A 20,920-nucleotide genomic window follows, 5' to 3' on the forward strand; every position below is an offset into this window, starting at 1 on the left:
TATTATAAATGTCAGCTGCTATAAATTTATTGACTAAAATATGTAAACTCACAAACTCCCTTATATTAAGCAGCATACTTTTATATGAACCTTGCAATTGTGCCCTTATAAGCTTAAATGTAATGCTATATTGCGCCATTGTTAATTAATATTGCTGTAATATAAAGTAAATGTAGTAAAATTTGAATGTGGTCAAAAAACGACATCTAATTGATTTAGTAGATTAAACTTAAATGCAAACCATGATACACTAAAAATACAAAAACTCTATGCGAGTATCTACAAACACAACCACAAACGCTACGTACGTTGTTGATATTAGTTAGTATGTAACCGATTATCTAACTAATGGCAGCGCGGCTGCAGGAGGCATAATGAAGCAACTACCATTAACCAAACAGCAATTAATCGCTGCTCTGATTTCATTGAGTTTGGGCAGTGTTGCGCAAGCGGCACTTACCATTAATGGTAGTTCTAACTCTGAGTCTAGTGCTCGTGTGAGCTGGGGCGGTGCCGACAGCTTATCTGAAGCACGTAAAATCATGTACAACAGCAGTAATAGCTCGGCGATTAAAAAAGTAGACAATGGTTACGGCGCCACCAATATTACTAATGCACACAGTTTTGGAAGTACCAATAATAATAACTTTAACAATACCAACAGCTATAACACCGCTTATCGTGGCGGTTTTAACAGCGGTAGTATGATTCCAATCAGTACCGATTCGCGCAGTGTTGCGGTTATCGATGCTGAAACCGGCGAATCTATCTACGAAAAAGCTGCTGATATTGCCCGTCCGATGGCAAGTATTACCAAAATTATGACAGCGATGGTGGTGCTAGACGCCGGTCTTGACATGCGTGAAGAGATTACCCTTGATCCAGAAGATTTCGTCGGTCCAAAACGCGCCAGCTCAAACCTTAAGTCAGGTGACCGTTTGAACCGTGCTGAGATGCTACTTATGGCATTGATGAAATCAGAAAACCCAGCTGCAAAAAGCCTAGCGCGTAACTATCCAGGTGGTTATAGTGCCTTTATGCGCGCTATGAACCGTAAAGCACAAGATTTGGGCATGACCACCGCTTTCTTCGGTGACCCAACGGGTCTTGATAAGCGTAATGTCGCTTCATCAAATGATCTCGTTAAAATGGTACGTGCAGCTGGTAACTACGATGTCATTCGTCGTTTTTCGACCACCAAAAGCTATGACTTTTATGTCTCTAACTACTCAAGCGGCAACCGTACCTATAAAGCTAACAATACCAGCAGCTTAGTGCGTGATGGTAGCTATCCAATCGGTATCTCAAAAACTGGCTTTATCAATGAAGCAGGGCGCTGCGTGGTGATGGAAACCCGCGTCAATAATCGTCCAGCGATTATCGTGATTTTGGGCGCAAACAGTTCAGCGACACGTTGGGGTGATGCTAAAAATATCTTAAACAGTTTGGCGACTCGCCGTACCGTATAAGCGTGCTATTTTAATATTGATGTGCAAGGCTGTTATGTAATATAACGGCCTTTTTATTGGGTCAAATTTGAGCTTGTTTGAGGAAAAATGATATGTTCCAAGCATCGGCTATGGCGCCCGCGCCCAGATTATACTTACTTACCAATGATGATGAATTCGCGCTGTTATATGCAAAATTGGAAGCAGCATTAGCAACAGGGCTGGTAGCATTATTGCAAATTCGCCGTAAAAAAACCTTACAATCAGCAAATGGCAAAGCAAAACTCTATGAGGAAGCGCGGCAGGTGGTCAGCTTAGCTAGAGCCTATAATGTCGATATTGTGATGAACGATGACACTGCACTTGCCAAAAAACTTGGTATCGGGGTACATTTAGGTCAACAAGATGGTGAGATAAATAACGCCAAAACTGTCCTAGCACCAAGTGAAATTATCGGACGAACTTGTCACGGCGATGTAGCGCTGATCAAACAAGCAAAAGAAGATGGCGCAAGCTATGCGGCGATGGGCGCTGTTTTTGCCTCAAACACCAAACCTAATGCCAATGTGATATCTCGCCAGCAGCTCATTGAAGGTTGTCAACAGGGGATCGATATATGCGTGATAGGGGGATTGACGGCGGAAAATATAACCGAGCTTTCGGGTTTGCCAATTACCTATGTGGCGGTCGTTGGCGATATTATGGATTTGCCTGTAGAGAAAATTGCCGCGCGTTGTCAGCAATGGCAGCAGGCGCTTAGCAGATGGCAAACGCCTGCTTGATTAGAAAGTTATATCAATTCTTTAATCTTTAAAGCTAACATTTATTTCAAGTAACATTATTTGAAATAGCCATTAAAAATTATTCTGCATGTTCCATACACAACGTGGCATATGGCAGCGCTTTCAAGCGTTGCTCTTCAATTTGTTTGCCGCACACTTCACATTCACCGTAGGTACCGTTTTCAATACGGCTTAGCGCGTTTTCGACGTAGATAAGGCTTTGACGCGCTTCATCCATCAAGCTTGCGCGCATGTCGTTTTGACGGTATGAGATGGCCTGATCTTCCCAATGTTCATTGAGGTCGTCTTGCGGGTTTTGAATATGGTCTTCGATTTTATCAATGCGAGTTTCATATTCTTCCTTTAGGTTTAGCAGGTCTTGTTTGGCAGTTTCAATATCAATACTCATAATTTTCTCCTGAGAAATTGTTTTCATTGTTAGGTTTATTATTCATTATCATCATAGGTTTTATAATAAGCCGCTTTCTTATAATGAGCGGTGCTTATCACAAACACTCTTTTATCATAGACAGCCTAACGATAAAGTACCACCACGAAATGTTACTGTTTTTAGTACATGTGATTACTATTGAAATTTGGCAGTTATATGGATTGATAATCTATAGCGCAAAATTTATCGCAGTTCTTTATAAGAGAAGACTAAAAACTGCTAGAATACACCGCTGAAATTCTTGCTTGGACAGTTCTATAACACCAAGTGCGAGAATGACCCATAATATACGTCTTAAAATGACTATTTCGTGAAAACGTTTTGCAGTTAGCAAACAGCCATATTGTAGATTAACCATAGATGATGCATAGGAGCAGGTAATGAATTTTTTGCGTATGAGTGAGCTGAGCTTAGCGGATAAAGTGGTATTGATTCGTGAAGACTTAAATGTGCCTATCAAAGATGGCAAAGTCGCAAGCGATGCGCGCCTGCAAGCCAGTTTGCCTACCATCAAAATGGCGTTAGAAAAGGGCGCGGCGGTGATTGTTTGCTCACACCTTGGTCGTCCGACAGAAGGCAGTCCTGAGGCCATCTATTCGCTTGCACCAGTTGCTGACTATTTAAGCGATAAGCTAGCTGCGCCAGTCAGCTTGAATAAAGACTATCTAACTCAAGGCGTGGCAATCAAGGCAGGCGAAGTCGTGCTGCTAGAAAACGTGCGCTTTAATAACGGCGAGAAGAAAAACGACGCAGCGTTGGCGCAAAAATATGCGGATTTGTGCGATGTGTTTGTCATGGACGCTTTTGGCACGGCGCACCGCGCGCAAGCGTCAACCGAAGGCGTAACTCAAGCCATGCATCAAGCGGGCAAAGTCGCTTGCGCTGGACCTTTATTGGCCGCTGAGCTTGATGCCTTAAGTATTGCGCTTGAAACGCCAGCCCAACCGATGCTGGCAATCGTTGGTGGCTCAAAAGTCTCGACCAAGCTTGAAGTACTGCATAGCTTAGCTGAAGTCTGCTCGCAAATTATCGTTGGCGGCGGTATTGCCAATACTTTTTTGGCAGCGCAAGGTCATAGCGTTGGGGCATCATTATATGAGGCGGAACTGGTCGATACCGCTCGTGACATTATGAGTAAGACTGAGATTTTATTGCCAGAGTATGTGGTCGTGGCCGATAAAAATGAGATTGATTTTGCGGACTTTACCGGCTCGTTACAGAAAGCTACCGCTACTATTAAGTCAGTAGATGCCATCGGCGAGAACGAAATGATTTTAGACATCGCGCCAGAGAGCGCCGAGCAATTAGCGGCTGCTATTATTAAGGCAAAAACCATTTTATGGAATGGTCCGGTCGGCGTATTTGAAGTCGATGCTTTTGGTCAAGGTACGCAAATCGTGGCAAACGCGGTTAAAGACAGCCAAGGGTACTCGATTGCGGGCGGCGGTGACACGTTAGCGGCAATTGATAAATATCAAGTGGCTGATGGGGTTAGCTATATGTCAACGGGCGGCGGCGCGTTCTTGGAATTTGTAGAAGGTAAAGTGTTGCCAGCAGTCGCTGCTTTACAAATCAGCGAGTAATCGTTTTATCGTCATTTACCAATTAAGTAACATTAGACGTACAACTTATTATGAGCATCTGGGGTAGGCTATAAAAATAATAAAGTGACCACCGTGTTGGTTTTATTGTTGTTTGGCCTGTCTGTATGAGAGCTGCAGGATAAAAGTGAGCGTGAAAGGTCACAGCTTATTATTAAGTAGTAATTATTTGTTTCCATACTGAAAATTATGATTGCATGCCCAATTTGTACTCTATAAAATAGCGAAAATCATGTATTTGGCATGCTTTATTTACGAGAGGTTTATTATGTTAAAACGTCATTTGTTACTTGCTAGTGTCCTTGCTGGTACCTTTGCAATTACTGCATGTAGCCAAGAAACACAAGATAAAACGGAAGCTGCTGCTGAGTCTGCTGGTGACGACGCTGCTGCTAACACAGAAGTTGCCGCTGCTGAAACAGAAGCCGCTGCTGCTGACGCTGAAGTTGCTGCCCAAAACGCTGGCACCGAAGTTGCTGATGGTGCTGAGACAGCTGGGGCTGCTGCGACTGACGCGATAGAAAATACTGGTGAAGCAGTTGTAGTTGGCGCAAATGAAGCCGTTTCCGCTACTGCTGGCGTGGTTGCTGATGGTGCCTCTGCTGTTGAAGAGAAAGCCAGTGAAAACGCAGTAGAAGCAGAACAACAGTACTAATTGATTGCTAAGCAGTTATGATTCATTCAAGTTATTTGATTTTAATAATTGACTTGCATGCATAGCGCTATAATAAATAGCGGTCTTATAAGCCTCGAAATACTAAAAAGCTTTGGTGATGACCAAGGCTTTTTGCGTTTTATGCATTGTTAAAAGTAAAGTATGCAATAGCATCATTCATCAATTAAACCAAAGCTGTAACCTCGATACAATCGGTATGCTCAATAAAACCGTAAGCTTAATCGAGCCTAATAATGTGAGCCTAATAAATAGTCGCTCAACCGCTACGAAGCGTGGGCAAAATTTGCTATAATCTGCGCGTGATAATTGCTAGTAAAAATCCTGCATTTTCCCAACTGTTCTATAGTGCTGCTTGTCGATTTACCTACCTTGCAGCGAGGATAGAACACTTGTAATCACCAAATCGTTACAAGTATTTATTTTAAAATCTAATCAGAGAGCGTTTTATGGCCTTAATATCTTTACGTCAACTTTTGGATCATGCCGCTGAGCACAGCTATGGTGTCCCGGCCTTTAACGTCAATAACTTAGAGCAGATGCGTGCCATCATGATGGCGGCCGACGCTTGTGATTCACCTGTCATCGTGCAAGCCAGTGCGGGCGCGCGTAGTTATGCAGGGTCTGCGTTTTTACGTCATCTGATTATTGCTGCGATTGAAGAATGGCCGCATATTCCGGTGGTGATGCATCAAGACCATGGCATGTCACCTGCTATTTGCCAGCGCTCAATTCAACTTGGTTTTTCATCAGTAATGATGGATGGCTCGCTCGGTGAAGATGGAAAAACGCCTATGGACTATGATTATAATGCCAGCGTGACCCGCGAAGTGGTGAAAATGGCCCACGCGTGCGGCGTTTCTGTCGAAGGTGAAATTGGTTGCTTAGGTAGCCTTGAGACCGGCATGGCAGGTGAAGAGGATGGCTCAGGTGCAGAAGGTGTATTGGATCACGAGCAACTATTGACCAGTGCTGATGAAGCCGAGCAGTTTGTTAAAGATACTAATGTCGATGCATTAGCCATTGCCATTGGTACCAGTCATGGCGCGTATAAATTTACTCGTCCACCGACAGGCGATATCTTATCGATTGAGCGCGTCAAAGAGATTCATGCGCGTATCCCGCATACTCACTTGGTGATGCATGGTTCGTCGTCAGTACCGCAAGAATGGCTAAAAGTTATTAATGAAAACGGCGGTGATATCGGTGAAACCTATGGTGTGCCGGTTGAACAAATCGTTGAAGCGATTAAGCACGGCGTCCGCAAAGTCAATATCGATACCGATTTACGTTTGGCATCAACGGGCGCTATCCGTAAATTCTTGGCAGAAAACCCTAGCGAATTTGATCCACGTAAATATTTCAAAGCCTCTATGGTTGCGATGTCAGATATCTGTACCAATCGTTTTCAAGCCTTTGGTTCAGCGGGTCAGGCGCATAAAATTCGTCCAATCAGCCTTGAAGGTATGGTCGATTTTTATAAATAAGTGTGGCCAAAAAAGCATGCTCATTGAGCCATAACAGCCGCTTATTTTTAGCGCAAACGCTATAAGCAGTTTTTATATTAAATCTTATAAAAGGTGGTGGATTAATGATTGGATTGATTACGGGGCAGGTGCAATATTTGATGGCGCCGACTGCCTGTGTCATGACTGCCTCTGGCGTAGGCTACGATATAGAGCTGCCGCTGCCGTCATTTTGTCAGTTGCGTCTTAATGAGCAGGCGAGCATTTGGACGCATTTTCACGTGCGTGAAGATGCGCAGCTGCTTTTTGGTTTTATCGATCGTAAAGAGCGTGATGTTTTTCGCCAATTGATTAAAATCAATGGCGTTGGGGCAAAAATGGCGCTGGCGATGCTGTCTGCGATGTCGGCGGCTGAGCTAAAAATGCACGTCGAGCAAGAGTCTGAGACGGCATTAACGCGTATTCCCGGTATCGGTAAAAAGACTGCACAGCGTTTATTGATTGAGTTAAAAGATAAGCTGAAAAATATCGAAGTGGATAATAGCAGTTTAGAATTTGCGCTTCAGCCTGCGCCTATGTCTGCTGAAGGCAGTATCATCGCTGAGGTCGAGGGCGCGTTGATTAGCTTGGGCTATAAAGAACGAGAAGCGCAGCAAGCGATTAAAGCAGCGAAAAGTAATGGTGATACCTTTGCCGATACGCAGAGCTTGTTAAAAGCCACTTTGCAACAGCTCTCTGGCTTTTAATCATTTAAACTATAAGTAATTATGTTAAATTTTAAACAGATAAGCGACATTCATTGTCGCTTATTTTAGTTTTAGGCTGTGTTTTATTGACTACCTGCTTTATGATGTTTTGCATGACTTATGCGCAGCGTTTGGTTATGCTGTTTATGATTTAGTCCTTTAAAAATAATGATTTTAATAAAATGATAAAACCTATGATGCAAGATCGTTTGATTAATCCGTTAGAAGGGGCAGGTGATGCGCCTGACTCTAACATTCGACCGGCATTATTGGCTGAATATATCGGTCAGCCGGTGGTGCGTGAGCAAATGGAAGTGTTTATTGGCGCGGCACGCGGTCGCGACGAGGCATTAGATCATACCTTGATTTTTGGTCCGCCGGGGCTTGGTAAAACCACACTTGCTAATATCATCGCTCGTGAAATGGGTGGCAATCTGCGTTCTACCTCAGGGCCTGTACTTGAGCGTGCAGGGGATTTGGCCGCCATGCTGACCAATTTAGAAGCGGGCGATGTGCTCTTTATCGATGAGATTCATCGTCTAAGTCCGGTCATCGAAGAAATTCTTTATCCAGCAATGGAAGATTTTCAGCTCGATATTATGATTGGTGAAGGACCAGCTGCTCGCTCTATCAAGCTTGATTTACCGCCTTTTACTTTGGTGGCAGCAACTACGCGCGCAGGACTACTGACCTCGCCACTGCGAGATCGTTTTGGCATCGTGCAGCGCTTAGAATTTTATAATATTGCTGATTTGACAACGATTGTTAGCCGTGCGGCGCGTTTGATGCGGGTGCCGATGAGCGAAGATGGCGCAGTAGAGATTGCGCGCCGTTCGCGCGGAACGCCAAGGATTGCCAATCGGCTATTACGCCGTGTGCGTGATTATGCGCAAGTCAGAGGCGATGGTAGTATCAATGGCGCGATAGCGGGTAGTGCGCTTGATATGCTCGCCGTTGATAGACGCGGGCTTGATCATTTAGATAGACGTTATATCGAAATATTACACGAGCGTTTTGATGGGGGGCCAGCTGGCGTTGAAGCGATAGCAGCAGCGATGGCCGAAGATCGCGGTACGCTTGAAGATGTGATTGAGCCATATTTAATACAGCAAGGTTATGTGCTGCGTACGGCGCGTGGTCGGGTATTGACGCAAATGGCGATTGACCAGATGTTGTAGGATAGTCAGTTCGAAACGCACGAAACGTGTCTTTAATAGCATTGTGCAGGTAACAATTTTCCTCGCTTGCTGTGTGCTTTGCATTCCAGAGGCTTTGAAAAACTCATACCTGCAGCCACGCATTTATTTCAAAATAAATGAACCATATTAAAACTATAAAAGCGTTTACCTTTAATCGCACAATTAAAGGTAAACGCTTTTTCGTACTGCAGTTTTTTAAAATTAAGCTTTAGGTAAAGCTTCAGGCCATATCTTCCCTGGATTTAAAATGTTTTTAGGGTCAAGGGCAGATTTAATCGCTTGCATCAGCAATAAGGCATTACCATGCTCTTGCTGCATATATTTTTGCTTACCTTGTCCAATACCGTGCTCACCGGTACAAGTACCATCCATCTCAATCGCACGCGAGGCAAGGCGGCTGATAATACCGTCAGCGGTAGCGACTTCTTCAGGGTTGTTGGTATCGACCAATAAAAGAACATGAAAATTACCATCGCCGACGTGACCGACGATAGGTCCAATCATGCCTGACGCTTCGATATCTTTTGCCGTAGCGCTGACGCATTCTGCTAAGCGTGAAATGGGCACGCAGGCATCAGTCGATAGAGCGCTGGCTTCAGGTCGTAGGGCAGAGCTGGCGTGATAGGCGTTATGGCGCGCTTGCCACAGACGTTTACGCTCGGCTTCGTTGGTATCCCAAGCAAAATCTGTACCGCCGAACTCTTCGATGATATCGGTAAAGATTTGCGCTTGCTCGGCGACGCTGGCTTCTGTGCCATGGAATTCTACAAATAGCGTAGGCGTTTCTGTTAAATTCAAATTGGCATATTGGTTACAAGCTTTGATTTGCATCGCGTCAAGCAGCTCGATACGGGCAATTGGCAAGCACATTTGAATAGTCAACATCACCGCCTGACAAGCATCCTCAACCGTTGGGAAATGACAAATACCACTACCAATACACTCGCTAATACCAAATAGTTTAAGAGTAATCTCGGTGACAATGCCAAGTGTCCCCTCAGAGCCTATCATTAAGCGTGTCAAATCATAACCAGCGGCAGATTTTTTGGCGCGAGTACCTGTGCGCACAATATCTCCGCTCGCGGTCACCACTTCAAGGGCAAGTACCACATCTTTCATGGTGCCATAACGGACGGCATTGGTGCCTGAAGCACGGGTCGCGACCATGCCGCCGATACTGGCATTGGCACCGGGGTCTATCGGAAAAAACAAGCCAGTATCGCGTAAATAATGATTGAGCTGCTCGCGCGTGACCCCAGGTTGTACGGTAACGGTCAGGTCTTCATTATTAACCTGCAATATCGCATCCATGGCATGCATATCGATACATAAACCGCCATAGGGCGCGTTCAATTGACCCTCTAAAGATGAGCCAATACCAAAGGCAATGACTGGCATCTCATACTGATTGCAAATCTCAACCGCTGCAGCGACTTCGTGTTTATCCTGCACGGTCAATACCGCGTCGGGTGGCTGGTTAGCAAGCCAGGTCATGGTATGTCCATGCTGTTCACGTACGGTGATATTGGTGCTAAGTTGTTTGCCAAAGCGTGTTTGCAAAGCGGCAATCGCGTCACTATGATCCTTTTTGATTAAATCATGAGACTTGGAAGGTGATGTAGATGATATGGTCGACATAGGTAAATTCTCCATATAAGACGTATATTTACTGGTTAAACGACATGCTAAATAAGATAAAAAGTTAAGCTCTAATGCATTTTAATTGCCCTTTAACGACAATTAAAATGCATTAGAGCTTATTCAAGTGAGATATTTTGATAGTAATTAACGGATATTTTTTCGTTAAAAATTAATAGTCTAAGCTAAAACCCGCCAAATAACGACGATGATAGCCAATAGGTAAAAAATAGGCGCAAACCAACCGACTTGCGTGGCGATGGCAATAAATACCGCAAAACCTGATAGCGCTAGCCAATCACGGCGACGGTCATTGAGCATATCAGCGCGTATTTGTTGGATTTCTCGTAGCTGACTGTCTTGGCGCGACCCTTGTGAGGCAAGGCTTTGTAAACCCTGATCTAGCAGCTTAGGAATATCCGTCGTTGATAATAAAATCTCTGGCAACTGCTGCCGTAAGTGTTGCAAGTTACGCATCGGGTCTAGCTGCTCTTTAATCCAGCCGCTTAAAATGGGCTTCGCAAGTGACCAAATATCCAGCTCAGGATATAAATCGCGACCAAGGCCCTCAACATGCACCAAGGTTTTCAGCAGTAGCATCAATTGCGGCGGGATACTCATATGATGGCGACGGGCGATATCTAAAATTTGCATCAAGACGCCAGCAAAGTCGATATCGTTAATGGATTTTTGCAGCATCGGACCGACAGTGCGTTTCATATCACGCATGAGCGCATGCTTATCGGTATTGGGCGGTATCCACCCAGCACGGCTGACGATATCAACCATCGCCGTAAAGTTATTATTCATCACCGCCAACAGCATGCGCGCGACGATAAGTTGGTCGTCTTTTGACAGCGTACCCATGATGGCGCAATCAAGCCCGATATAGCGTGGCTCATGCCCTAAGTCAACCGCTGTCATATTTGCAGTGAGCGTTTTAACTGGCGGCGTTTCTACAAAGACATTACCCGGATGCATATCGGCATGAAAAAAGTTATCGCGGAATACTTGGGTGAAAAAAATCGTTAAGCCTTTTTCTGCCAGTGTCGCACGGTCATAACCAAGCTTATCAAACACCTCAACTTGCGAGATAGGAACGCCTTGGATACGTTCCATAATCATGACATTTTTAGCAGCGTCATAAACTTCAGGCACATACATCAGTGCTGAACCTAAAAAGTTGTTGCGCATATGGGTGGTATTGTCTGCCTCTAAGGTCAAATCCAATTCATTAAGCATCACTTGGCGATAATCTTCGACAATATCAACAATGTGAATCGCGCGCGCCGCTTCGATACGCGCTGATGCCCAATTAGCAAGCTCACGCAGTAGCTCAAAGTCTGCCACGATAGTGGTGCGAATATCAGGGCGAACGACCTTAACCACTACCTCACGGCCATCGTGCAAAGCGGCCGTATGTACTTGAGCGATAGAGGCTGCTGCTAACGGCTTAACGTCAAAGCGTGCAAATAGCGTAGCGATAGATTGACCCAAACCATGTTTTGGGTCTTGGATTTGGACAATGGCAACATCAGAGTCAAAAGGCTTGACCTTGTCTTGTAGCTGCACCAATTGCTCGATAATCTCAGGCGGCACCAAATCGCGGCGCGTCGATAGCAGTTGTCCCAGTTTTAAAAATAATGTCCCCATGTCCTCAAGCGCATATTTGATGGCATTAGGCTGATGTTTTTTACCCCAAGCTGCTGGATGTAAACGGATTAAACGCGCTAACGGTTGCAGCTGCGGCGCTTCTTCGACAGACAAATGGGTATCAATGCGATAAGCGGCGGCAATACGCCAAAGTTCAAGTAAGCGAGCGCGATGGGATAGTAGCATGAGATAGGGTTACTCTAAAAAGTCGAAAATAGGGCAGAGTCTATGATGGCGCATAGTTAGCGTTTAGGTCGTCATAGACTCTATTTATGATTATCTATGATTGCTTAAACGTGCTTGCTCATCTTTGATAGCGGCAAGCTTGGCTTCTTCACGTTCGATATCCGCACGCAGTTTTAATAACTGCTGCTTTAGGTCATTAACTTCGGCGGCTTCCATCGGATCAGGAGTAACATTACCCGCTACGTCATTGGCCCAGTCGCTGACATCGTTAAAGGCGCGCTTAGCATTATGACGCCAACTACCTTTTAGCTGCGAGATAAGCAAATGCAGTTGGCTGGCCATCGGTTTTCCAATAAACGGCTCAAGCTGGCCGGCGACATCAGGGTCAAATCCTGCAACCAGCTGCTTAAGTTGCATCAGCACTTTGTAATCCCCTGCAATCGGTAAGTTGCCTTCTGTGCCGCGCATCAGGTTCAGCAGCTGCGCTGGATTATCAACGGTAATGGTGCAATCTGGTCGACTATGGCCAAGTCGCGAACGCTCTAGGCTGGCCTGTTGGCGCTCATTCATACTGCCGCTTGGTTCAAACACGCTCTCTGTCATGACCGGCTCAAAGCGCAAACGCTCTTCGGTAAATAGAACGTCTATATTAATCTCAGGCATGCCCATATTGAGACGCAGCACTTTGCCCGCAAGCGGCGCTAGCCCAGCTTTAGTAATCTCATCGCTGGCAATGGCGATATTAATCAGCTTTTCGGCACCTGCCAAAAGTAAAACAGTCAGCATAAGGCTCTCACAATGTTTGGTTGAGCGCCATAAGCGTGGCGCATATTTCAATATTGGCTGTTATGACGATGTAAACGCCTGTTCAATGACAGACGTTTTTACATGATAAAAAGCTTGGTTATCTAAGCAGCTGTCAAAACTAAGCTCTACAGCTATTCTTTTCTAAACCTGTGCTTTTTTAAAACTATGATTTTTTAAAACTAGGCTTTAAAACCGCGATGCACCGCAACGATACCAGCGGTCAAGTTATGATAATCACAATTTTCAAAGCCTGCTTGCTGCATCATTTGTTTAAGCGTTTGCTGATCGGGGTGCATACGAATTGATTCTGCCAAGTATTGATAGCTCTCAGAGTCATTAGCAACCAACTTACCCATAATCGGCAACGCCGTAAATGAATACAAATCATAAGCTTTTGATAATGGCTCAAACACAGGTTTTGAGAATTCTAAAATCAATAAACGACCGCCTGGCTTGAGGACGCGATACATAGATTTTAGCGCCGCATCTTTGTCTGTAACGTTACGCAGACCAAAGCTGATAGTCACCAAATCAAAGCTTTCATCATCAAAAGGCGCCAAAGTTTCAGCGTTTGCTAAGACGAAATCAACGTTATTACAGCCGGCATTGATGAGGCGTTCGCGGCCAACTTCTAGCATCGCCGCATTGATATCTGATAATACCACATGGCCGTTGCGACCGACTTCACGGCTAAATACTTTGGCCAAATCACCCGTACCGCCAGCGATGTCGAGCACCTGCTGACCGGCGCGTACACCCGATAAGCTAATCGCATAACGTTTCCACAGGCGATGAATACCAAACGACATTAAGTCATTCATAATGTCGTATTTTTTGGCAACTGAGGTAAAAACATCGGCAACGCGCGCTTGTTTTTCTGCTTTATTGACCGTTTTATAGCCAAAATGCGTTTGCTCATTACCATCGGTATCAGGCGTATGCGGGTTATTGATGTCATCACGTTGGTTAAATAGCGTTTGCTTGGCCGTTTGTGCGTGCGTAGCAGTAGGATTGACGCTGTTATTTATGGTGTTTGGCATAGTCGTTTGTTGACCTTGTGGGGTTCCGGTTGGTAAGTCGTGCACTTGGGTAAAGTCATTATTATTGCTGCTATCGGCTGCAGCATTGGCATTCAGCGTCGTACTAGCGCTTTGGTTTTGACGCGCTTTTACTTGCGCGGTGATGCTTTGATTATGAGCAATACTATCTTTAACCAATTTATCTTGCAGATGACCATGAGAAGTAGGGTTATCAGTATGGGATTGATCGGCTTGGCTAAGGTTGTTATTTGAGTTATCAGTCATACGATTATCCTATTATTTGTTTTTATGATGGCGTATTTAAGCGTTATTTGCATAGGGTTTAAACACCGATTGCATACGGTTTAAACCCTATTTAAGCACTATAGCGGTCAGTTAGCCACGGGCATTATTGACCCTATCATACACCAAACGCTGCTGGCTTACCGCCATTATTGGTGTCATGAACTTCGTCAATAATCTCAAGCTCGCGCTCACAAAACGGTTCAATAAAGCTGCTGACACTTTTTAGCGGTTTCATCGCTTTAAAGCCTGAATCGATAAAGTCGTAAAGCGGCTGGAAGTTATGGCGATAAGCCGTTCCTTTTGCGAGACCAAAGGCTTTTTTGAGCATAAATGAATTCAAATCTTTATCGGTACGGTAGCAGACCTCTTTTAGATTGTTAATCTGCATGCGGCGCTCATTGGCCTCATCGACTGCGCGGTAAGCGGCAAGCATATTCTCTTCATTGACTGCTAAATCTTGCGCAACCAACCACTCGGCCAAATGTAAATCCAGCTCAATTGCCAAGATAGACGCTTGAATGCCCATGCTGCCCGCTTCTAAAGAACCTTCTTTAGCAAGGCGCTCTAATTTTTTGGCTTTGGGAAGAATACGATCTAACTGCTCTGCCAATACTTTAAATTCATCACCACCATATAGCTGGGTTAAAAAATACTCTGCCATCGGTTTGTTTTTTGGTTGTTCAAACAGCGCGCTATGGGTGCGCTTAATACGTGCTTGTTGCCATGCTTGCACTTCTTTGAGCTTGGTATTTAAGGCAGCATCTTTATGGTGTGGCAGCGCCCAAAAACGGTTTAAGTGCTGTTGTAAATTGGCTAACGCAGACATGGCAAGTAATCCTATAAAAAGTAAAAATGGCAATAAAATTGCTAATAAAAGGGTTGAGATAATACTAAATTCTTATCTTTGTGGGCAGCTATTAAAGCATGCGCGCAAGATTTTGTTCACCTTAAAAGAAAATACCACAGAATACAAATGCCAAACTGTTACATAGCAGGGTTATTTACTGGTTTTACGCAATGCTATGATTCACTATATAAATAAGACAGCTAATAAAAACCATAAATAAGACCTATATAAAAATTATCTAATAATAAAGCGAGTATGGACATGAGCAAAAAAAATAAATCGACTGAAAGCCAAGCGCCAGAAGCGGTAAGTGACCAGTTTAGTAAGCAAGTCGTCGAGCAGCGTTTGACGCCCAATCCGTTAAATATCTTTGCTATGGACAAAGATACATTGCGCTTGGCGTTAGTCACCGCTCAGTTTGCCCTACGCGCCACGCGGCAGCAAACACCGCCGACTACCAATAAACCAACTGGGCTCTTGGTGCTGGTCAACGGCATGGAGCAAGCGGGCAAGGGCACCGCAGTCACCCAGCTGCGGCAATGGGTTGACCCGCGCTTACTCAAGGTTGAGGCGACTATCGGAGATTGTCCCTTAGAGCATCAGCCGATTTGGCAAGCGCATACCAAAGCGCTGCCACGTCATGGCGATGTGATGGTGTATTTTGGCAACTGGTATGCCGACTTACTCTATAACGTCATGCGCATGGCGACCCTAGATGATGACGATAAGGTGAAAAAAAGTGAAGATAAGAATAATAAGACGCTGAAAAATAACGCCTTGCCTATTGGCCAATGGCAAGACTATTTAAAGCAAGAACTCACCAAACTACAAGCCTTTGAACAAGATCTTGCTGCTAACCAAACCAAACTGCTTAAATGCTGGTTTCATGTCGATATCGAAACCTTGCAGGCGCGGCTAAATGACGATGAAGCTGATCCAGAGTTTTTATATCAAATCGATTGGAAAAGTAAACAGGTCGTCGATACTTTTAATAAGGTAGCAACCGCGCTATTACGCCAGCAGAATGACTGGATTATTATCAATGGTGATGATAAATCAGAGGCTGCCACTCATTTTTGTCATGAAGTATTGCAAGCGATGCAAACCGCGCTCGAAAGCAGTAAAGCAGAAAGCGGTAAAGCAGAAAGTCAGAATATAAAAGAAGCAGCAAAATTCGAGCTTGTAGCAATCCCTAAAATTTTGATAGAGGTTGACGATACCGAGATAGATAAATCTGACTATCATAAAGCGCTTGCCGATAAGCAAGCACACCTTGCCAAATTGCTACGGGCGCGTCAGGGTCGGCACGTGGTCTTTGCCTTTGAAGGGATGGACGCCGCTGGCAAAGGCGGCGCGATCAAAAGGCTGGTTGCGCCACTCGATCCGCGCGAATATCAGATTTATAATATTGGCGCACCGATGCTATATGAATTGCAGCATCCTTATTTATGGCGTTTTTGGACCAAGCTGCCCAATGAGCAAATCGATCGTATCAGCCGTATCGCCATCTTTGATCGTACGTGGTATGGACGCGTATTGGTCGAACGTATCGAGGGCTTTGCGACTGACGCAGAATGGCAGCGGGCTTATGCTGAAATCAATCGTTTTGAAGCAGATTTGGTCGCCGCTGGCACGATAGTTATCAAATATTGGCTCGCTATTGATAAAGAGGAGCAGCTCAAACGCTTTGAGGCGCGTGAAGAGACGCCGCATAAGCAGTTTAAACTGACCGATGATGATTGGCGTAATCGTGATAAATGGGTGGATTATGTGCAATCGGCGGCTGATATGTTGGCACGTACCAATACCAAGGATGCACCTTGGGCAATCATCGCGACTAATGAAAAGCGTCAAGCGCGACTAGAGGTATTAGACCACGCTATTAAACAGCTATCCGCGGCATTGTCTATCACTGCTGATACTAAATAAATGGATGATAAGTGATGGCTCGTATTGAATAGTAATAGTGATAAAGGCTTTATACGAGTTTAAAGGTTAGTATTATTTCTTATTTGAAGTCTTAGGAAAAATTAGCAACAATTTTCTACTAAATAGGCGGCTTTTTTGAGTGATATATTCAAAGTTACAAATCTCGCAATATCATCATGCAATCTGTGTCTATATTTAATATAATAGGCGCGTAATAACTTCTGCCTGCTCACAAAATAGCTGCACAGTCAGAGATGGTATTTATCCTATAAATGTTTTAATTATTAACAACAGATTTTTTATAACCAACGCTATCACTATAAAACCTAAGCCGCAAGCTGCTGTAATCGGATGATTTGGCAAGACTACTTGCGGCTTTATGGCATTTTGTGGCTTAGGTTTTTCGCTGATAGGTGGGCAAGCTTGCGCGTGAATATTTACAAGCACGCAAAACTATCAGGACGATATAGAGCGCAGTAGATAGCAATTTTTTATAACCATATTTTCAAATTCGTACATTCAGAGCAGTATTTCGAGAAACAAATTCAACATAGTAAGTCAAAACCACGTTGCGGACGCGCTATCATAATGTTGGGTGGTGCAAACAATGCCATCGTTAGCGCCGCAACGTCATTAATCACCTATAATTTCAATCAGCTTACGCAGGACGTATCAACGTATGGGTATTAGCAGCAGTTCTACAGGACCAACCAAAGCAGTCGGTTCTATGAGAATCAATCTATTTTTTGCCATTTTACTGATTGCGATGACCGCCTACTTTTTATGGTGGGGTCTAGATTACACCATGCATCAGCAGACGACGCTATTTATCGTAGCGACGGCTTTTGGTGTGTTTATGGCATTCAATATCGGCGGTAATGACGTCGCCAACTCCTTCGGTACTTCGGTGGGAGCAGGGACGTTGACGATTCCGCAAGCTTTGGGTATCGCCGCGATATTTGAAGTGTCGGGCGCGGTACTGGCGGGCGGTGAAGTCACCGATACCATTCGCAGCGGCATCGTTGACTTAGATGGTTTATCGGTTTCGCCCAATCAGTTTATTTATGTCATGCTCTCAGCGCTTATCGCGGCGGCATTTTGGCTGTTGTTTGCCACCAAAAAAGGTTTGCCCGTTTCGACTACGCATGCCATTATCGGTGGCGTCGTTGGTAGCTCTATTGTACTCGGTATCTCTTTAGGTGGTACCGACATGGCACTATCGACCGTCGATTGGGGTACGATTGGAACAATTGCCATCTCTTGGGTCATCTCACCAGTGTTAGGCGGCGTATTTTCTTACCTGTTATACGGCCAAATTAAGAAAAAAATCATTGAATATAATGATAGAACCGAAGCGCATATTGCGACGCTAAAAGACGATAAAAAAACCGTCAAGCAAAACCACAAAGAGTATCTAGAAAGTCTAACCGAGTCAGAGCAATTGGCGTATACCTCAGCGATGCTGCGCGATCAAGAAATCTATAAAGATGATGATTGTGACATCGAGGATTTAGAAACCGATTATTACAAACAGCTTTATAAGATTGAGCACGAACGTAGCAACCTTGATACCCTAAAAGCCCTCAAACAGTGGGTACCGCTCATCGCTGGTGCAGGCGGCGCGGTCATGACCTCTTTGGTGGTGTTCAAAGGCCTAAAAAACGTCAACAGTAACATGACGACGATTCAAGGCTTTTTCATCATGGGTATGATCGCGGCGCTGGTGTGGCTTGCGACCTTTATTTATACCAAAAGTATCCGCGGCAAGCATAAAGAAGATTTGACCAAAGCGACGTTTATTATGTTTAGCTGGATGCAGGTCTTTACTGCTTCCGCCTTTGCCTTTAGTCATGGCTCAAACGATATCGCCAATGCTGTCGGTCCTTTTGCGGCGATTATGGACGTTATCCGTACCAATAGTATAGCGACTGAAGCGGCTGTACCGCCTGCGGTGATGTTGACCTTTGGTGTGGCGCTCATCGTTGGTCTTTGGTTTATCGGTAAAGAAGTTATTCAAACCGTTGGTACTAATCTAGCAAAAATGCACCCAGCTTCAGGCTTTTCCGCGGAATTGGCTGCGGCTGCCGTCGTCATGGGCGCGTCGACCATGGGTCTGCCCGTATCGAGTACGCATACGCTGGTTGGTGCGGTATTGGGGATTGGCATCGTCAATCGTGATACCAATTGGGCGCTGATGAAGCCTATCGGTTTGGCATGGGTAATTACCCTGCCTGCGGCCGCTTCGATGTCGGCTATCAGCTATCTGTTATTAAGTAATATTTTTAAATAAAAGTTTTATCGTTATTTATTATGGTTTTCTATTAATAAATAAAAAACGCTTATCGGCAGCTGCTGATAAGCGTTTTTTTATACAAGTTTGAATGTTTACTCGGTACCAAACTGCTTACGTTTTTTGGCAAAAAAGCGGTCCAATCTGTCCATCGCATCTTCTAAATCATGCAGATTGGGCAAAAACACCAAGCGGAAATGGTCGGGTGCATCCCAGTTAAAGCCGGTCCCTTGTACCATTAAAACGTTTTCTTCTATCAATAAATCCATCATAAACTGCATATCGTCTTTGATAGGATAAACCTCAGGATTCATCTTTGGAAAGCAATAAAACGCCCCTTGCGGCATGGTACAAGAAATGCCTTTTATTGCGTTAAGACGTGAAACGGCCAGTTCGCGCTGCTTTGATAGCCGTCCTGATTTTGAAGTGAGCTCTTTCATACTTTGATAGCCGCCCATTGCCGTTTGAATGGCATATTGCCCTTGAACGTTTGAGCATAGACGCATAGACGCTAGCATATCTAAGCCCTCGATAAAGTCGGCAGCGTGGTCTTTTTTACCAGACACCATCATCCAACCAGCACGGAAACCGGCGATGCGGTGCGACTTTGATAAGCCGTTATAAGACAGCACCAGTACATCATCAGTCAAGGTGCTCATCGGCGTATGCGTCATGTCATCATAAAGAATACGGTCATAAATCTCATCGGCCATGATGATTAAATCATGCTCTTTGGCGACTTCGATAATTTGCAATAACACCTCATCACTATACAGCGCGCCCGTTGGATTATTGGGGTTGATCACCACAATGCCTTTGGTTTTGGACGTAATTTTAGACTTGATATCTTCGATATCAGGATGCCAATTGTCGTCTTCATTACAGCGATAATGTACCGCTGTACCGCCTGCTAAGTTGGCCGCGGCTGTCCAAAGCGGGTAGTCGGGCATTGGCACAAGCACCTCATCGCCATCGTTCATGAGTGCTTGCATGGTCATCACAATCAGCTCAGAAACACCATTACCCAAATATACATCGCGCACATCGACAGCTGATAGCAGACCTTTTGATTGATAATATTGTAAGACCGCTTTACGTGCCGCAAAAATCCCTTGCGAGTCCGAGTATCCTGTCGCTTCTGGCAGGTTCATCGCTACATCGCGCAAAATCTCATGCGGTGCTTCAAGGCCAAACGGCGCAGGGTTGCCAATATTTAGCTTTAAAATGCGCTTACCTTCAGCTTCCATTTTATTGGCTGTTTGCAAAAGCGGACCACGAATGTCGTAGCAAACGTTTTGTAATTTATCGGATTTTTTAATTGGATTCATAGAGTGACCACTTATCGGGTTGGGTTGTAAATTTGCGGTAGAAGTAGGGGCTACGCTTTGCTGCCCAGGGGTTTCGTTTTTATTATGAATATTGGTTGTATTATAAGAATTGATAGGTTGATTTGAATTAGCAACGCTATCCATGTCGTTTTGCAAATCGCTACGTAATAAATAGCCTTCGCTACAGCCTAAGATACGCGCTAGGGTCGGCAGCTTCGATGACACGATACCATTGGTGCCGCGCTCCCAATTAGAAATCGCACCGCGACTCACCTTGGCCCCTGCTGCCGTCATCGCCTGCGCCAATTGTTCGGCGGTCATGCCTTTATCGCGGCGCAGCTGTACCAGTCGTTCGGCTTGCATACTTTGAGAAGTTTGGGAAAATTCGCTATCAGACATTGTTGTTTGAGCCTTTTATTAAAGATAATCTATTCCTAATGCAAGATATTATTGCATACACTTTATTAATGCAAGCCTAAAGACAGAATTTTTATAAAGTTGATATTTAATGCAAGAATAACTTGCAATCTATCGTGATTTTTCAGCAATAA

At 44.6% G+C, this 20,920-nt stretch carries 16 protein-coding genes; 9 read left to right on the forward strand and 7 right to left on the reverse strand.

Going from position 1 to position 20,920, the window contains the following annotated elements:
- Positions 1-374 precede the first annotated feature (374 nt).
- Together CXF58_RS13285 and CXF58_RS13290 are read left to right on the forward strand one after the other, a co-directional pair.
- Positions 375-1,469, forward strand: a complete 1,095-nt coding sequence (locus CXF58_RS13285; RefSeq protein ID WP_102077802.1) for a serine hydrolase — start codon at positions 375-377, stop codon at positions 1,467-1,469.
- A gap of 92 nt (positions 1,470-1,561) precedes the next feature.
- Positions 1,562-2,230: a thiamine phosphate synthase gene (locus CXF58_RS13290; RefSeq protein ID WP_068406675.1), complete on the forward strand. Its 669-nt coding sequence runs from the start codon at positions 1,562-1,564 to the stop codon at positions 2,228-2,230.
- 79 nt (positions 2,231-2,309) lie between these two features.
- Here CXF58_RS13290 and CXF58_RS13295 read toward each other — a convergent pair whose 3' ends face one another.
- A complete protein-coding gene (locus CXF58_RS13295) occupies positions 2,310-2,639 on the reverse strand; it encodes a TraR/DksA family transcriptional regulator (RefSeq protein WP_068406677.1) in 330 nt (109 codons plus the stop codon).
- A 422-nt stretch (positions 2,640-3,061) separates the two neighbouring features.
- On the opposite strand from CXF58_RS13295, the gene CXF58_RS13300 reads away from it, so the two are divergent.
- The 5 genes from CXF58_RS13300 to ruvB all read left to right on the forward strand — a co-directional run bounded on the left by CXF58_RS13300 (position 3,062) and on the right by ruvB (position 8,345).
- Positions 3,062-4,264, forward strand: coding sequence for a phosphoglycerate kinase (locus CXF58_RS13300; protein WP_102077803.1), 1,203 nt, complete (start codon positions 3,062-3,064; stop codon positions 4,262-4,264).
- Positions 4,265-4,550: 286 nt separating this feature from the next.
- Positions 4,551-4,937: a hypothetical protein gene (locus CXF58_RS13305; RefSeq protein ID WP_068406683.1), complete on the forward strand. Its 387-nt coding sequence runs from the start codon at positions 4,551-4,553 to the stop codon at positions 4,935-4,937.
- A gap of 467 nt (positions 4,938-5,404) precedes the next feature.
- Positions 5,405-6,442: a class II fructose-bisphosphate aldolase gene (gene fba, locus CXF58_RS13315; protein WP_068406687.1), complete on the forward strand. Its 1,038-nt coding sequence runs from the start codon at positions 5,405-5,407 to the stop codon at positions 6,440-6,442.
- 104 nt (positions 6,443-6,546) lie between these two features.
- Complete coding sequence (gene ruvA / locus CXF58_RS13320) at positions 6,547-7,167, forward strand: Holliday junction branch migration protein RuvA (RefSeq protein WP_068404947.1); 621 nt, start codon at positions 6,547-6,549, stop codon at positions 7,165-7,167.
- Positions 7,168-7,364: 197 nt separating this feature from the next.
- On the forward strand, positions 7,365-8,345 hold the full coding sequence (gene ruvB / locus CXF58_RS13325; protein ID WP_068404994.1) for a Holliday junction branch migration DNA helicase RuvB: 981 nt from the start codon (positions 7,365-7,367) through the stop codon (positions 8,343-8,345).
- Between the two features lie 222 nt (positions 8,346-8,567).
- Here the strand turns inward: ruvB and CXF58_RS13330 are convergent, their stop codons facing one another.
- The 5 genes from CXF58_RS13330 to CXF58_RS13350 all read right to left on the reverse strand — a co-directional run bounded on the left by CXF58_RS13330 (position 8,568) and on the right by CXF58_RS13350 (position 14,801).
- Positions 8,568-10,004, reverse strand: coding sequence for an FAD-binding oxidoreductase (locus tag CXF58_RS13330; protein ID WP_102077805.1), 1,437 nt, complete (start codon positions 10,002-10,004; stop codon positions 8,568-8,570).
- A 180-nt stretch (positions 10,005-10,184) separates the two neighbouring features.
- Complete coding sequence (locus CXF58_RS13335) at positions 10,185-11,843, reverse strand: ABC1 kinase family protein (RefSeq protein ID WP_102077806.1); 1,659 nt, start codon at positions 11,841-11,843, stop codon at positions 10,185-10,187.
- A 90-nt stretch (positions 11,844-11,933) separates the two neighbouring features.
- Positions 11,934-12,629: a ubiquinone biosynthesis accessory factor UbiJ gene (locus tag CXF58_RS13340; protein WP_102077850.1), complete on the reverse strand. Its 696-nt coding sequence runs from the start codon at positions 12,627-12,629 to the stop codon at positions 11,934-11,936.
- Between the two features lie 200 nt (positions 12,630-12,829).
- The gene (gene ubiE / locus CXF58_RS13345; RefSeq protein ID WP_369958262.1) at positions 12,830-13,678 is read right to left on the reverse strand and encodes a bifunctional demethylmenaquinone methyltransferase/2-methoxy-6-polyprenyl-1,4-benzoquinol methylase UbiE; all 849 of its coding nucleotides are present in this window, start codon (positions 13,676-13,678) and stop codon (positions 12,830-12,832) included.
- Positions 13,679-14,090: 412 nt separating this feature from the next.
- Positions 14,091-14,801, reverse strand: a complete 711-nt coding sequence (locus CXF58_RS13350) for an FFLEELY motif protein (RefSeq protein WP_102077807.1) — start codon at positions 14,799-14,801, stop codon at positions 14,091-14,093.
- Positions 14,802-15,083: 282 nt separating this feature from the next.
- Here CXF58_RS13350 and CXF58_RS13355 point away from each other — a divergent pair, with 282 nt between their 5' ends.
- Positions 15,084-16,751: an ATPase gene (locus CXF58_RS13355; RefSeq protein WP_102077808.1), complete on the forward strand. Its 1,668-nt coding sequence runs from the start codon at positions 15,084-15,086 to the stop codon at positions 16,749-16,751.
- A gap of 679 nt (positions 16,752-17,430) precedes the next feature.
- On the forward strand, positions 17,431-19,041 hold the full coding sequence (locus CXF58_RS13360) for an inorganic phosphate transporter (RefSeq protein WP_102077809.1): 1,611 nt from the start codon (positions 17,431-17,433) through the stop codon (positions 19,039-19,041).
- 95 nt (positions 19,042-19,136) lie between these two features.
- Here CXF58_RS13360 and CXF58_RS13365 read toward each other — a convergent pair whose 3' ends face one another.
- Positions 19,137-20,768, reverse strand: coding sequence for an aminotransferase class I/II-fold pyridoxal phosphate-dependent enzyme (locus tag CXF58_RS13365; protein WP_102077810.1), 1,632 nt, complete (start codon positions 20,766-20,768; stop codon positions 19,137-19,139).
- Positions 20,769-20,920 lie beyond the last annotated feature (152 nt).

Source organism: Psychrobacter sp. Sarcosine-02u-2 (genome assembly GCF_002836335.1).
Taxonomy (GTDB): Bacteria; Pseudomonadota; Gammaproteobacteria; order Pseudomonadales; family Moraxellaceae; genus Psychrobacter; species Psychrobacter faecalis.

Coding starts and splice junctions, on each gene's coding strand:
- CXF58_RS13285 (WP_102077802.1), top strand. CDS start 375: ATGAAGCAACTACCATTAACCAAACAGCAATTAATCGCTGCTCTGATT.
- CXF58_RS13290 (WP_068406675.1), top strand. CDS start 1,562: ATGTTCCAAGCATCGGCTATGGCGCCCGCGCCCAGATTATACTTACTT.
- CXF58_RS13295 (WP_068406677.1), bottom strand. CDS start 2,639: ATGAGTATTGATATTGAAACTGCCAAACAAGACCTGCTAAACCTAAAG.
- CXF58_RS13300 (WP_102077803.1), top strand. CDS start 3,062: ATGAATTTTTTGCGTATGAGTGAGCTGAGCTTAGCGGATAAAGTGGTA.
- CXF58_RS13305 (WP_068406683.1), top strand. CDS start 4,551: ATGTTAAAACGTCATTTGTTACTTGCTAGTGTCCTTGCTGGTACCTTT.
- fba (WP_068406687.1), top strand. CDS start 5,405: ATGGCCTTAATATCTTTACGTCAACTTTTGGATCATGCCGCTGAGCAC.
- ruvA (WP_068404947.1), top strand. CDS start 6,547: ATGATTGGATTGATTACGGGGCAGGTGCAATATTTGATGGCGCCGACT.
- ruvB (WP_068404994.1), top strand. CDS start 7,365: ATGCAAGATCGTTTGATTAATCCGTTAGAAGGGGCAGGTGATGCGCCT.
- CXF58_RS13330 (WP_102077805.1), bottom strand. CDS start 10,004: ATGTCGACCATATCATCTACATCACCTTCCAAGTCTCATGATTTAATC.
- CXF58_RS13335 (WP_102077806.1), bottom strand. CDS start 11,843: ATGCTACTATCCCATCGCGCTCGCTTACTTGAACTTTGGCGTATTGCC.
- CXF58_RS13340 (WP_102077850.1), bottom strand. CDS start 12,629: ATGCTGACTGTTTTACTTTTGGCAGGTGCCGAAAAGCTGATTAATATC.
- CXF58_RS13350 (WP_102077807.1), bottom strand. CDS start 14,801: ATGTCTGCGTTAGCCAATTTACAACAGCACTTAAACCGTTTTTGGGCG.
- CXF58_RS13355 (WP_102077808.1), top strand. CDS start 15,084: ATGAGCAAAAAAAATAAATCGACTGAAAGCCAAGCGCCAGAAGCGGTA.
- CXF58_RS13360 (WP_102077809.1), top strand. CDS start 17,431: ATGGGTATTAGCAGCAGTTCTACAGGACCAACCAAAGCAGTCGGTTCT.
- CXF58_RS13365 (WP_102077810.1), bottom strand. CDS start 20,768: ATGTCTGATAGCGAATTTTCCCAAACTTCTCAAAGTATGCAAGCCGAA.